This window comes from Bradyrhizobium sp. LMG 9283 (genome assembly GCF_045571415.1).
Classification (GTDB): Bacteria; Pseudomonadota; Alphaproteobacteria; order Rhizobiales; family Xanthobacteraceae; genus Bradyrhizobium.
Genome location: NZ_CP120691.1, coordinates 4,583,360 through 4,596,985 on the forward strand (window position 1 = coordinate 4,583,360; position 13,626 = coordinate 4,596,985).

The window sequence follows — 13,626 nt, forward strand, 5'->3', positions numbered from 1 at the left end:
TACCAGACATCTTCAGGGGAGCTTTCCTGTCAGGGTCATTAGGGTGTTCAGACGACGCCATCGTTCGTTTTCCCGCTGAAGAGACGCGTTTTCGGCCATCAGGCGCAGGTTCTGCGCCTCGAGCTCAGCGCGATCGCCGTCCACTTTGGCTTTCATCTCGCGCACCACCTCGGCTTGCTCCAAACGGGTGAGGTGCGCCTTCCGGTCGGCGGCGTCTGCTTCCTCCAAAAGGAGCGAGCACCGCGGATTGGTCTGGAAGACTTTGCGATCGAAGCCACACGCTTTGGCGATCGCGCTGCGATTCAGCTCGACACCATAGCGAGGCAGGGGCTTACCCTTGTGCTGATCAAGGTATTCGATAAGCGCGTCGACGTTTTCCTGGGCGACTTCGACGCCGCTTTTTCCGGTGCCCCGTGCCATCAGGACAGCCTCGGACTCGGATGGGGCACGACCTCGGCCTTGGGTAGGGCACCCATTCCATCCAGCGCGTCGATCGCGGCCTGATATTTTTCGAAGAACTTTTTCCAGGTGCTGAAGCCGCCCATCTCGGCCGTCGAGAGGATCATCGCCCGGTGCGAGGCGATCAGGAGCTCCTTTTCGCCGCGCAGGCGCTCGATCTCGGCGTTTTTCAGAGTGAGCTGCCGTTCGAGTTCGCTCCTGGACAGCTTGGTCGACCGCTCGACGGCTGCACGGATTGCCTCCTGCCGCTGCGCGTAATTGGCAACCAGCGCCTTGCGGTCCTCGGCGCGCGTGATGTCGGTCGCATGCTTGAGCACGCCACCCATCCGGCGGATCACAGCCCGCGCGGTGATCGTCTCGTCGTCCACGAGCATCGCCTCGAGGGCTTCTTCAAGGAAGGCAAGTTTCCGGGTCATGTTTCATCCTGCAACAGGGTCACGGTGTCGAGAACTGTCGTGCCACGCCGTCTGTCGGCCGGTTCGTACAGATCCGGCCCATCGGGGAACGGCTTTTCACCCGGCCGGGCTTCGATGGCCGCAAAGATGTTGGTCAGGCGGGTTCGCGCATGCACCAGCTGATTGCGCCAGCCAATCGAGCGTTGCTGCTCGGGAAGGCTCTCTAGGGTCCTGATCACCGACGCCATGCGATCGCGCAGGCTTTCTAGCCTTTCCCGCTCCTCCGCCACGTCGGATCGGGCCAGATGCTTGCAGCCATTGAAGCATTCGAGGTGCTTGGGGCAGGGGTCGACGGCGAAGCTGTTCACGCAGAACCCGTACGGCGTGACGTGCATGCCGTCTGCCTCGGCGTTCAGATATTCGAAGGCAACCTGGTCTCCCTGCTCGCGCTGGATGCGGCGGAACTCGTCGATAATCGGGCCGCTGACCTTGTTGCCAAGGATCAAATGGTAGACCTGCCGTGCGTTGCCACTCAGAGCTTCACTAGCGGCCTCCGGGACATCAATGTTCGTGAGGTCCTCGAGCAGGCTCCGATGGTCATACTCGTAGCTCTGGGCGACGCTGCGCCGATTGAAGCGCTTGGTGATGATGGTATCGGCAACGCCAAGCCGGAACAGCTCCGTGTTCTGAAGGTGACGCAGGGCGTGCGGGATGAGGCTGAGCTCTCGATCTTTTCCGGTGCTGTACCTTAGGAAGATCGATTCCGGCCGGGTGTTGCTCAATGTCCCATGGAGGTCACGTGCAGAGATCCGGCCGGCTGCGAAGTAGCGCGTTACATCCAATAAGCCTTCGTTCCGGCTCTCGATGAGGTTTCTCACCGGCATCAGGAACATCATTTCGTGCGGATAAATTCGCGTCCCGTCGGCGAGAGTTGCCGGCGTCAATTCTGGCCGCCGGGTAGGGCTAACTTTGCGCAGATAGTCCTCGACCTCGCCAACGCGCAGGTATGCACTTCGCCAGTCGATGCGATCGACAATCTCCTCGCCTGCGCCATTCCGGACAGCGATCAAGCCGGCTTTTCGTGGCGCCAACCAGAAGACCGATGTTTGGTGGAGCTCGGCGCCGCTAGAGAGTTGGAGAGCGCGGATATCGTCGAACACGTTCGGGTCCAAGGTGTCCCGGTATCGCGCCTCTAATTCCTCCGGCACCTTAGCCTTCGAGAACACCAAGTTGCCGCTGATCCGCGTGAACATCTCATGGGCCGGCACCAGCGCCTCACGCTGATATTCCGGGATCAAACGCCCAGTTTCGGCCTGGAGACGCAGCCGCTCCCGCATGGGCTTGGTCAACCTGTCGACCGTCGCGAGCGTCTCCAGAACCAGCTCTTCGAACATCGGTGGGACGTGCTGCGCGGTTTCGTACAGACACACACCGTCGGCGGTCTCGTCCTCAACCTGCTTTTCCGCAAAATACCGCAACATCAGCGATCTTGACGTGCCGCCCTTGTTGCCCGCGGATTGGCCGTCGGCGTCGACGTATTCACGCCACCTGATGCAGTCGGACGGGAGCATCGCAATCTCGCCGACACGGAGTCCGGTTATCACGCCGATCTTGAGGATCGCGAAGCGGATGGCATCAGAGAAGGTTCGGGGCTTCTCGGTGAAGATGATTCGGACCATCTCCCAGAACGCCTGTTCTTCGGGAAGTTTTGCGGCGGACTTGCGTTCCGACAAGGTCCGCCGAAGTCGGTCGGTGCGGTAAGCGTGGCCCGTGCGCTTGCGCTCACGCCGCGCGCGCTCGTGGCCTTGACGCGATTGCTCTGCGCCAAACGGCACGCAGAACCGCGCCAGAGCAGGGACGTCAGCCAGATGGTGATTGTCCAGCACCATCCGGATCGTCATTTCAAAATTGAGCGCGTTCTTGCCGGATTCACCGAGGAGGAGGGCAGCGTTATAGGCTTGGCGCACTTGATCAGGCGTGACGGCCCAAGGCGGGGTTTCGCCGGCAGCTGATGCCAAGTGCCTGATCCAGCGTGCGTGCACCATCGTGCTGTTGGGCTTATTCTTCAACACCAGGAGCTGATGGACGATCACGGCAAGGTAGAAGTCTCGCCAATCCGAACTCATCGGCGCCGCCTTGAGCTCGGGTTGGCCCATTTGCTGCCGGACCTCATTGAGGCGCTTGAAGGCGCCCTCGATGACGCCGAGGTTCGTTACGTGGATCGATGGTGGCGTGGCCATTCCGACCAGCGCGGCCAGGTCCCAGCGGCTTTCTTTGGCAATTTTGCCTGCTTCGTCGCACGGCAGATCCCAAACCAGACCACGCCCGGCAGCGAGCACCTTGGCCGAAGCGACAAAGGCGGAGAACGAGGCATTCATGGCTCGATATCTTCCACCTTGAGGCTCTCGACCACCCGGCGGACACCATCGAGGGTGCCCCGGAGTTGGACGAAGGCCGGCGACTGCTCGTTGTTGCGTGAAGCCGCGGCGAACTCCACGACGACGGGGCGCAGATCATGGAGCACCTGCTCGTGGACGGCCGTATCCCGCAACGGCATGAAGCGGCGACACGTATAGCAAGACAGCACCGGGTTCTTGTTGCAGGCGCTTTGCCCAGCCTCACAGGCGCCGATCCCGGCGATGGGAATGCCGTGAGGGACGCCTCCAATCTGTTGGTCGGCCGGAAGCCGCAGAAGCATTTCCTTGTCGACCGTCCGGGTGCGGGCGATCCGCGCCACATTGGCATAGATCGGCGAGATCGCCAGGGCCTGGTTCACGCGCTGAGCCTGCGTCGGCGAGGTGTCGAAGTAGACGTTCGCGGTCCGCCAATCGGAGTGCACGAGGAACTCGGACAGCGCTACGTGGGCAACGCCGGCATCTGCCAGGCGCTGCGCGGCCGTGTGGCGCAGATCAGTCGGCGTCCATGGCTCCCCCGTGAGTGCCTCATTAAGGCCCGTCAGGATGTCGCTAATCTGATAGGGCGGCAGCCTGAACAGTAGCCGGTCGGGGGCTTCCGGATTGAACGGGAGGATGCCGAGTTCGCGCCGCCGGCGCAGTTCAATGAAGAGTGGTGCCCATTCGCGCTTGATCCGACGGGTTACCCGCACACGCTTCTTCTTGTCGCGCTGTTTGGCCGCGATGACGGCCACGTGCACGGCACCGGTAGAGAAGACCCGAACGTCAGCGAGCTCGATCCGGGCGATCTGGCCGGGCCGGAACGCATACTGATAGGCTATGATCAGCACGCAGGCATCGCGGAGCTCTCGATGTTCGACGGCCTCCCTGGAGCTTGTCAGCCGTCCCACGAGTTCGTCCAGGTGATCGACGATCGCCGCCTGGTGGTCCAGCGGCAGGAAGCATTCTCCCGTTCGGACAACGCGGAACGAGTCGGTTTTAGGGCCCTTCAATGCGCGCACGAGCGGTGCACTGGCGGGATTCCAGTGGCCGATCGAGAGGTTGCAAAGCGAGTGAAGCATTGCCCGAAGCGCGCTGGCCTGTGATCCGGTCGACTTCGCTTTGGCAAAAACATTCCAATGCGACCGAGCATCGAAGATCGGCGCCAAAATCAGCGTCTTGAGGGATTCCAGGCCACAGTCTCGGATGTACGAGACGAGGCGACCTGTAAAATTAAAAGCGGTCTCCGGATCGTGGCGCGAGAGCCAATCCACAATAACGTGCTTAATCACCGTCGTGACCGAACCGAAGCTGCCCAAGCTGATGTTCAAGCGCTTGCCGTCGAGCTCGACCTGAAGGGCCGTTGATGTCGCAAAATCTCTGATCGTGCGGACCGCGTCGGCAAAATCATCGTGGTAGCGAACGATGGGCGGAAGCGAAGGCAGCAAGCGGATGATCTCCGCAAGCGCGGGCTCGTAGTCAGGTTTGGCCAGCGCTCGACCAGTCATTCATCGCCCCCATCAACAGATCGGCGCAACGCATTGACAAATCGGTCAAACTTCTCGTCCCAGACCTGCGCGAGTGAGGTCTCGAAGTAGGCACGCGCATAAAGCCGCGGCATGTCGGACTTCGGCGACCAGCCGAAGAACAGGCGAAGCCGTTCCATAGCTCGCGTGACGTCATCGCCGGCGTCCTGATAGCGCCGCATACGGACCACCGCGCAGGTGTGCCGAAGATCGTGGCACGAGACACCCGACAAGCCCTGTTTTTCGAGGGATCGGCGAGCCGGGTCGGACAGAGCGGCCGTCGCCGTTTCAAAGACCTCGTTCATGGCTCTCAAGGAGATCGGCAGCCGCTTCTGGGACATGAGCAAGAATGGATGGTGCGTGCGGCCGCGATAGTTTTGGACGTACGCGTCGGACAGGAATGCGATCTCCTGGGGCACCGGCAACTGGCGCCTTGCAAGGACTGTCTTCAGACCAGGCTGCTCGTACCTGGGATCCTCGTCGGGCACACCCTCGACGTCGATCCAAATGACCGTGTTTCCGGTCGCCGGATCGGTATCGTCCTTGATCGCATTTGCAGCCAAGATCGCCGCCTCGCCGCGGCGAAGGCCAAGGCGCAGCAGCAGCATGAAGATCAGCAGATTGCGCCACCGCAGCGCCTCGGACTTGAACGGGTTGCGATCCGAATGAGGGTCGAAGATCGCGTACAGGTCCTCGATGACGGCCGGTGGAAGGGCTCGGATCGGAGGCGGGGCCGTGGTGGGGGCAGGGCTCAACTGGCTGTACAGCCGCTCCAGCCGCAACAATCGTGTCTCAAGGTCGCCTGCCCGAGACCCGGCCGCTGGACCCCCGTGCCGCAGGACGTCCGTTACGAAGGTCAGCGCCGAGTACCAAGTCGACGACCGGTCGGCGCCGCCCATGGCTGCTTCGTTGCGGAGCTGGGCCAAGAAGCCAACCAAGACGTTCTCGATCGCATCGAAGTCCAGGTCGGCCAGCAGCCGGTCCAGGCAGTCCGAGCCCAACTGGCGCTCAGTTGCGTCGTACAGCCGGGCTACGGCAGCCAGATGACCTCGCTTTGTCGAGTCCTCGAGCGAGCCCTTGAGTACGTCCATCCAAATCGAGGACCAGAACCGAGGCACGTTTGCTTTGTCGAGGCAAAGCCGGCCGGTGAGCGCCGGCGGTATCAGAGCTGATCGAAGACTCGTGGTTGGCAACTGCGGAGATCCGAACGTGGCATGGAACTGCCGAAATCATCCGCGGGCGATTCGCCAATCGCAACGGCTTAAACCGCCTTTCAACAGGAACGTTTTGGCCCGGAAATCGGGCGATTTTGATGAAAAACGCAACACTTTCAAAACCGCTGTCGCATTCCATAATATACCTTATGCGAATCACAGGCATGGGCCTGGGCAGCTGGGCCCGGCTGCTGTGCTCCGCGCTAGATCTTGGCACTGGCTGGACTCGACTTTGGCACTGAGCGGTTTTTTCAACCGCCATGGCGCTCCCGAATGCCGATGGCCGATCGTCAGCATTCACTGGATCGAGCGTGGCGTCGTCATCCCACGCGACACATAGCGGGGCGGCCCGCCGACCGAGACGAGAAGCTAGGCCGGCAAGTCCTGCCCCAATCGGGTTCCTGCGTCGTAGATGCGTATCTGGAGCATTGGTGTGGTGATCAACCAGATTGAGTCTGGTGAGCCCTATTGAGTTCAAGTCAGAAAATTGACTCTGGTGGGTTCCCAGGGATCGGTCAGTCGCGCAATGCGGAGCCTCCCGAGAACTCCAGATTTTCGAGCTCGGCGTCGCCAATTCGGCAAGATGGCCGATTCCAGGTCGGCCCACCGTTGTGAGTCTGGAATTCGGCGCGACGTACGACAGCCGAGCAGGCCCTGCGGCGGATTAGAAGCGTGGCGCCCTTGAAGGTCGGTCACCACCCTGCCCGGGCCGGGTTGATCGAGCGTGTCGACGGTCGACGGTCCAACCATGCCATTTAAGACGCGACGGTCATTCACCCGTGGTACGCCGCGTGGCTTATTCGGCAGCATTGGTTTGATGGCAGCCCACTCGTCATCAGTGAGTTGGTAACGCATGATTCGAAGCCCCCGACCCAAGCCGTGCGGCCATTCCGGCCCGCGTTCGCGAAGGAAGCTTGCGACGGTAAATCTCATCCAGCTCTGTAGCAACGCCTATACCATGCTCCAATCGCCGCAAAGGATTTGGTAGCCATATGCTGCTCCAAGCGCGGCGCCGATTCCTGTCAGCAGAAAGGCAATCCAAAAGAGCGCGGCACGTTGAAGGCGCGTGAAGAACGCAAGCGCAATCGTGGTCAACAGGCCCAACGCGATCACCGTGAGAGCGCAGCCATAGCCTGGTCCGCCGGGATCAACGGTCCAGTCGGCCAATGCGCTCCCGAGCGTCTGAGCGATCGCCGATATCGGCCAGAAGAACAACTCGTCGACGGGACGATCGGTGAGAGCAGCGAATGCTCCAGTTTTGCGGTAGCAAATCACAAACGAGAGCACGAGCAACGGAACGATTTGCAGAGTCGCAGCCGGATCACCAATGCCCAAAGCCTCGTCAATTGTCCGCGCCAGCACCGCGCTGAGCACGCTCGCCGCGAACATGGCTGACCAGAAAGTCGCACGGCGAAACTGTTGTGTTGTGGCCCGCAACACGAGTGCGCCACTAAAGCAGAGCACCAATGCAAGAATCACACGTTCAGAGCGATGCAAGTAGATCCGGTTCAGCGCCTCGCCTAAAATCCCGCCGCCGGCCGCGGCAAGCACCCTGTTTGTCCAGAACCCGATCGTGACATCCGGAACCGCGCCGGTTCCCTCAGACGACACCCGATCGCGCGCCAGTGCTCTTTCAACTCTACCGTACAACATCAAAAGCAAGCCCGGTCCTCTCCGCCATTGAGGTTGAGCGACGACGCATATTTATGCTGCAACTTGCGTCGGAGAGCGGCGCTGATGCCCAAACCAGTGGCTGACCTTGTCGAGGTAGATGTAGACGACTGGAGTCGTGAACAGTGTCAGCAACTGCGAGACGATCAGGCCGCCAACAATTGCGAAACCGAGAGGCTGCCTCAATTCCGAGCCCGTACCTGTGCCGACCATCAACGGGACACCTCCGAGCAGCGCGCACATTGTCGTCATTAGAATCGGACGAAATCTGACCTTGCACGCTTCCAACGCGGATTCCTCGGCTGTGAGCCCCTTGTGACGCTCGGCCTCGAGAGCAAAGTCGATCAGCATGATGCCGTTCTTTTGCACAATGCCAATCAGGAGGATGATTCCGATCAGTCCGATGACATCGAGGCCGAACCCGAATGCAGAAAGCGCCAAGAGAGCGCCCAATCCGGCAGATGGCAGCGTCGAAAGGATTGTGATCGGGTGGATCGCGCTCTCATAGAGCATACCCAGGATCAAATACACGGCGATAATCGCGGCAACGATCAGGATCGGAGTGCTCGCCAGCGACGACTGAAACGCTTGCGCGTTGCCTTGGAAGCTCGTGACAACAGTAGAGGGCATATGCAGACCGGAGGCCGCTTTCTGCACGGCAGCAACGGCGGTGCCCACCGCCGCGCCAGGTGCGAGATTGAAGCTCAGGGTGACGGAGGGAAACTGGCTCTGATGGTTGACCGCGAGCGGCGCCGCGCCGTAGCCGATCGACGCGAACTGGCTCAAAGGGACCATCGATCCCGCGGACGAACGGACATAGATCCGGTTCAGCGCATAAGGCCCAAGCTGGAATGACGGATCAGCCTCGAGGACGACATAGTAGGTGTTGAGCGTCGTAAAGATCTGGGCGACGTGCCGTTGGCCGAAGGCATCATAAAGCGTGTTGTCCACTGCCGCCGGATCGATCCCCAGGCGCGAAGCCGCATCCCGGTCGATCTGGACTTTAAGTTGGCGGGCAGCATTCGCCTGGTCGCTGGCAACATCCGTCAGCACCGGCAGCGTTTTTAACTTGGCCAACAACCTAGCGGCCCAGCTGTTGAGTTCGTCCTGGTTAACATCCGTCAGCGTGAACTGATATTGCGTTTTCGACAGCCGGCTTGCCAGATTAATGTCCTGCGTGGCCTGCATGAAGACCTGGATGCCCTTGAGCGCCTGCAGCTTGGCATCGAGCTGTCGGATAATCTCATCTGCAGAGTATTTTCTCTGCTCCCGCGGCTTGAGGAGCACGAAAAGACGGCCATTGTTCTCGGTGACGGTCGGGCCGCCCGGCCCGATATACCCCGTTGCGTTCGCAACCGAGGGATCCTTGGAAATGATGTCAATGACGCTGCGCTGCAGCTCTGCCATCTGGCCAGGCGATACGTCCGCCGAGGCCTCCGTGATGCCTGCAATCATTCCGGTATCCTGCTGGGGAAAGAATCCCTTCGGAATCGCGACGAAGAGCACGCCGGTTGCCGCGATACTGGCGAGCATCACCGCCATGGTCATCGGCTTAAAGCGCAAGGCAAGGCGGAGCACGGCCTCGTAGCCGGCCTGCATCGCAACAAAACCGCGTTCGAGGCCGCGCGACAAGGCGCCCGGTCTGGCATCATGCGCTGAGGCAAGAAGATAGGCGCACATCATCGGCGTCAGCGTCACTGAAACAATCACCGACACCGCAATGGCGACGCACACCGTCACCGCGAACTCCTGGAACATGCGGCCGATGATGCCGCCCATTAGGAGCAGCGGAATGAATACCGCAACGAGGGATATCGATATCGAAATAATCGTGAAGCCGATCTCGCCTGCGCCTTTGAGCGCGGCCTCAAGCGGCGGTGTCCCCTCCTCGATATGCCGCGAAATATTCTCGATCATCACGATAGCATCGTCAACGACGAAACCCACTGCGATCGAAAGTCCCATCAGCGACAGATTGTCGAGGCTGTAGTTGAGGAGGTACATCACCCCGAAAGTGCCGATCAACGATATCGGGACCGAGATGCCCGGGATGATGGTGGCCCATAGGTTGCGCAGGAACAGGAAGATCACGCCGACAACCAAGACGATGGTCAGCACAAGCGTGAACTGAACGTCGGTGACGCTGGCTCGGATCGTCTGGGTGCGGTCCGACGCGATCTGGACCTTGATATCGGATGGCAGGCTGGCAATCAGTTGCGGAAGGATATGCTTGATTTGGTCAACCGTGCTGATGACGTTCGCCCCGGGCTGGCGCTGGATCGCGAGAACGATCGAGGGCTTGTCGTTGAACCAGCCGTGCAAGGTGATGTCTTCGGCCCCGACGATCGCAAGGCCAACATCCCGAAGACGGACAGGCCCGCCATTCCGATAGGCGATAATGAGGTCCTCATAATCTTTGGCCGTCAGGACCTGATCATTGGTGGCAAGCGTATAGGATTGCTGAGCTCCATAAAGCACACCTTTCGGCTGGTTGACCGTGACGACGCCAAGGGTCGCGCGCAACTGCTCGAGATCGAGCCCTGCTGCGGCGAGCTTTGCCGGATTCACCTGAACCCGGATCGAAGGCTTTTGAGCGCCGCCGATAGTCACGAGCGACACGCCCGGGACCTGCGACAGTTTCTGCGCCAGGATGCTGTCCGCGTAATCATTGACCTTGGTCAGCGGCTCGGTATCGGACATTAGCGCGATCAGGAGCACTGGCACGTCAGCAGGATTGATCTTTCGGAAGATCGGCGGAGACGGCATGTTCTTGGGCAGTTGCCCGGACGCCGCGTTGATGGCGGCCTGCACGTCCTGAGCCGCCGCGTCGGTACTGCGGTTGACTGCGAACTGCAGTGTGATCTGGGTACTGCCAAGGCCGCTGCTGGATGTCATTCCGGTAAGGCCCGCGATCTGACCGAACTGGCGTTCCAGGGGGGTCGCTACCGACGACCCCATCGTCTGCGGGTCGGCACCCGGCAATTGCGCCGTAACCTGAATCGTCGGCGTATCTACGGTCGGCAATGCCGAGACTGGGAGCTTGAAGAAGGCGATCGTGCCGATCAGCGTGATTCCGATGGTCAGAAACGCAGTCGCCATGGGCTTGCGGATAAAACCCTGCGAGACATTCATGGCAGCATTCCGGCACTTGCTGTGGTGGCGTCCTGCACACGGCTGCCTTGGCTAACTGGAACGATATCGACCGTCGTTCCCTCGCTGAGCCGATACTGACCGGCAGCGACGACCGTCTCATTCGGGGCGAGCCCCTGTTCGATCAGCACCATGCCCGCCCGCGACGGTCCGGCAACCACGTCTCGTGCCGTCACCTTGTGACCAGCCCCAACGACATAGACAAACGCACCGTTCGGGCCCTGCTGGACCGCCGTCAGCGGCACAGTTATCGCATTGTGTCGGATGGCAATCGTCAGATGAATGTTGATGAAGGCACCCGGCCAGAGCGTCCGGTTGGTATTGGGAAATGAAGCCTTCAGGCGCACGGTACCAGTCGAACTGTCGACTTGGTTGTCGATCAGCAGCAGCCTGCCATGATCGAGCTTGTGCCGGTTCGACGCGTCGTAAGCGTCGACTGCCGCCTCCCCGGACGCAATCGCCTTCTGCACGTTCAGGATTTCGGTCGAGGGCAGCGTGAAGATCACCCCGATAGGCTGCAGCTGTGTAAGAACCACAAGCCCGTTCGCATCCGACGGTTGCACGACGTTGCCGGGGTCGATGCGGCGGATCCCGGTTACGCCATCGAACGGCGCCGTGATGGTCGTGAAGCTCAATTGGGCTTCCACAGCTTCAAGTGCAGCGCGATCAAGCTGGATGGTGCCCTCGCCCTGCGCGACCTGCGAATTCTCCGCATCGAGCTGTTGCTGAGTGGCGAAGCCGCGATCCGCCAGCGGCTGCGTGCGCGCGAGGTTTGCCTTTGAGTTCTTCAGCGCCGCCTCGTCGCGCGCGACTGCGGCCTTCGCCTGATCGACCTGGGCCTGGTACACACGTGGATCGATCCTGGCCAGCACCTGGCCGCGCTTGACCTCCTGCCCTTCGACAAAATCGACGCTCTCGAGCGTGCCCTGCACCTGCGTGCGTATGACCGCAGTATTGAGCGGTGTCGCGGTGCCGAGGCCTTCAACAACGATCGGCACATCTGACTGCATTGCGCCGGCCGCGGTCACGGGAACCGCAGGCGGCACTTTCGCAGTGCCAACGGGCTCGCCCACTGTGCGGCCAACCGCGGGGCTCGGCTGGTAGCGGAAATACGCCCCGAGCGCGATCGAGGCCAGGATCAGCCCAGCCGCGCCGCCCGCCTTGAAGCGTGGTGTAAGCATGCGTCAGACCTCGCTTCCGCTTTGGCGGCCGACCATCGCGACCAGTTCCTGCAGGAAGCTTTCCGCCGCGCTCGCCATCGCCTGTTGCTTGTTTCCCGTCACCGGACTGAGCGCGATGATGCGCTGGTCGATATCAGCCCGTTGCAACTGACCAAGAAGCGCATCTCTGCAAAAACTCGGCCCGCGCTGACGCACCACAACCCGGATAGCCGCCGCCGTTCGGGCAATTGGGAATGGAAGCGGATCACACGGGATGTCGATGGTCAGAATCCCTGCGCACTCGAGCGCGCCCTGGAGCACGAGCTCGAGGGTTTGGTGCCCCGCCTCGCCGGCGGTAAGCAGGATCAGCTGCTTCGGCCCCATCCTCTTCTGCCGGATCAGCCCTGCGATGATCTCCGGGATGTTCTTTGGGACTTTCGTCGGCAGACGAATCGTCGACCACATCGCAGACGGCGTGAGCTGCCACCAATGCGAGACATTGTCGGCCATACCGAGCAGCACATCCGGCTCCGCCAGAAGCGCCACCATGGCTCTCACGCCCCGTCGCACGGGCCGGATTGAATTATTTATAGTCAAGGACATGATTGGATATTGGAGCGCGATATCATATGATCCAAATGAATTGTCGGAATTCCCCAATTCACAGACTGAATGTGAGCTGTAATGCGCCTTCGTAATCTCGACCTTAACCTGCTGTTGGTGTTTGATGCCGTCCTTCGCGAACAAAGCGTCGTACGGGCAGCGGATGCGCTGGCGATCAGTCAGCCGGCTGTGAGCCATGCCCTCAACCGGCTTCGTGATGCCTTGAAGGACCACCTGTTTATCCGTACCCCCACGGGAATGGTGCCGACGCCGCGCGCGGAGCAACTCGCGCTTCCGATTCGCAAGGCACTGAACGATCTGCAACTTGCCATCGAGGGCGACACCTTCGATCCCGCCAAAACGGAGAGGCGGTTCAACATTGCGGTGAACAACTATGCCGCGGTTGTTGCTGTCGGCCCGATCATAGCCGCCGTCCGCGCGCAGGCTCCGATGTTGCGGCTTTCGTTCGTTCCGAGCGGCACCCTGAATCTCCCGGACAAGCTCGACCGCGGCGAGCTTGACGTTGTCGTCGCGGGACGCGATATCGCCGCCGAGCGGTTCGCCTCTCGACTGCTGGTCGACGATCATTATGTCGCGGTGCTGAGAAGCGGCCACCCTGCCTTGCGGAAGAAGTTGACCCTCGAGGCGCTCGAGGGCGCTCAGCACCTTGCGATCAGCTCCAGCGGCGAGGATCTTAACTTCATGGATCAGGCTTTCAAGCCGCGGAAGGCTGCCCGCTCCATCGCACTGGACGTCCCCTATCTCTCCGGAGGAGCCGTGCTGGCTCAGTCAAATCTCATCGCAATTCTAGGGCGCAAGCTCGCCCAGGAATTTCGTCGGGCCTATCCGATCGAAATTCGCGAGCTTCCCTTCAATGCCCCCAGACTACGCAGCATCATGATGTGGCACCGGCGCTTTGATGACGTCCCGGCGCATCGCTGGTTGCGGGACACGATTGTCGCGGCCACCGCGACGCTCTGATATTCCTCTAGACCCACCAACCACCGACCGAGCGACGGCGCCACTTTAACCGACAGTCGCGCGCATCTGCGCGC

The 13,626-nt window shown here is 60.9% G+C and carries 10 protein-coding genes and 1 pseudogene; 1 reads left to right on the plus strand and 10 read right to left on the minus strand.

Going from position 1 to position 13,626, the window contains the following annotated elements; genetic code table 11:
• Positions 1-12: 12 nt before the first annotated feature.
• From P6U29_RS21640 to P6U29_RS21685, 10 genes and pseudogenes are all read right to left on the minus strand, one after another.
• Complete coding sequence (locus P6U29_RS21640) at positions 13-420, minus strand: hypothetical protein (RefSeq protein WP_407112179.1); 408 nt, start codon at positions 418-420, stop codon at positions 13-15.
• Positions 420-875 (minus strand): hypothetical protein, encoded by a 456-nt coding sequence (locus P6U29_RS21645; RefSeq protein WP_407112180.1) that lies wholly within the window; start codon positions 873-875, stop codon positions 420-422. Before P6U29_RS21645 ends, P6U29_RS21640 begins: the two co-directional genes overlap by 1 nt.
• A complete protein-coding gene (locus P6U29_RS21650; protein WP_407112181.1) occupies positions 872-3,232 on the minus strand; it encodes a hypothetical protein in 2,361 nt (786 codons plus the stop codon). The genes P6U29_RS21645 and P6U29_RS21650 overlap by 4 nt, the downstream gene beginning before the upstream one ends.
• Entirely contained in the window at positions 3,229-4,755 is a 1,527-nt protein-coding gene (locus tag P6U29_RS21655) for a tyrosine-type recombinase/integrase (RefSeq protein ID WP_407112182.1), read from the minus strand. The genes P6U29_RS21650 and P6U29_RS21655 overlap by 4 nt, the downstream gene beginning before the upstream one ends.
• Positions 4,752-5,864 carry a site-specific recombinase gene (locus P6U29_RS21660; RefSeq protein WP_407112183.1) on the minus strand — a complete coding sequence of 371 codons (1,113 nt, stop codon included), beginning with the start codon at positions 5,862-5,864 and terminating at the stop codon, positions 4,752-4,754. Before P6U29_RS21660 ends, P6U29_RS21655 begins: the two co-directional genes overlap by 4 nt.
• Before the next feature lie 867 nt (positions 5,865-6,731).
• Positions 6,732-6,842, minus strand: a pseudogene (locus P6U29_RS21665) (IS5/IS1182 family transposase); the annotation flags it as partial.
• A 96-nt stretch (positions 6,843-6,938) separates the two neighbouring features.
• Positions 6,939-7,649 (minus strand): hypothetical protein, encoded by a 711-nt coding sequence (locus P6U29_RS21670; RefSeq protein ID WP_407112184.1) that lies wholly within the window; start codon positions 7,647-7,649, stop codon positions 6,939-6,941.
• A gap of 42 nt (positions 7,650-7,691) precedes the next feature.
• Positions 7,692-10,790, minus strand: a complete 3,099-nt coding sequence (locus P6U29_RS21675) for an efflux RND transporter permease subunit (protein WP_407112185.1) — start codon at positions 10,788-10,790, stop codon at positions 7,692-7,694.
• Positions 10,787-11,836, minus strand: a complete 1,050-nt coding sequence (locus P6U29_RS21680; RefSeq protein ID WP_407112186.1) for an efflux RND transporter periplasmic adaptor subunit — start codon at positions 11,834-11,836, stop codon at positions 10,787-10,789. The genes P6U29_RS21675 and P6U29_RS21680 overlap by 4 nt, the downstream gene beginning before the upstream one ends.
• A gap of 156 nt (positions 11,837-11,992) precedes the next feature.
• Complete coding sequence (locus tag P6U29_RS21685; RefSeq protein ID WP_407112188.1) at positions 11,993-12,478, minus strand: hypothetical protein; 486 nt, start codon at positions 12,476-12,478, stop codon at positions 11,993-11,995.
• Positions 12,479-12,652: 174 nt separating this feature from the next.
• On the opposite strand from P6U29_RS21685, the gene P6U29_RS21690 reads away from it, so the two are divergent.
• Entirely contained in the window at positions 12,653-13,552 is a 900-nt protein-coding gene (locus P6U29_RS21690) for a LysR family transcriptional regulator (protein ID WP_407112189.1), read from the plus strand.
• Positions 13,553-13,626 lie beyond the last annotated feature (74 nt).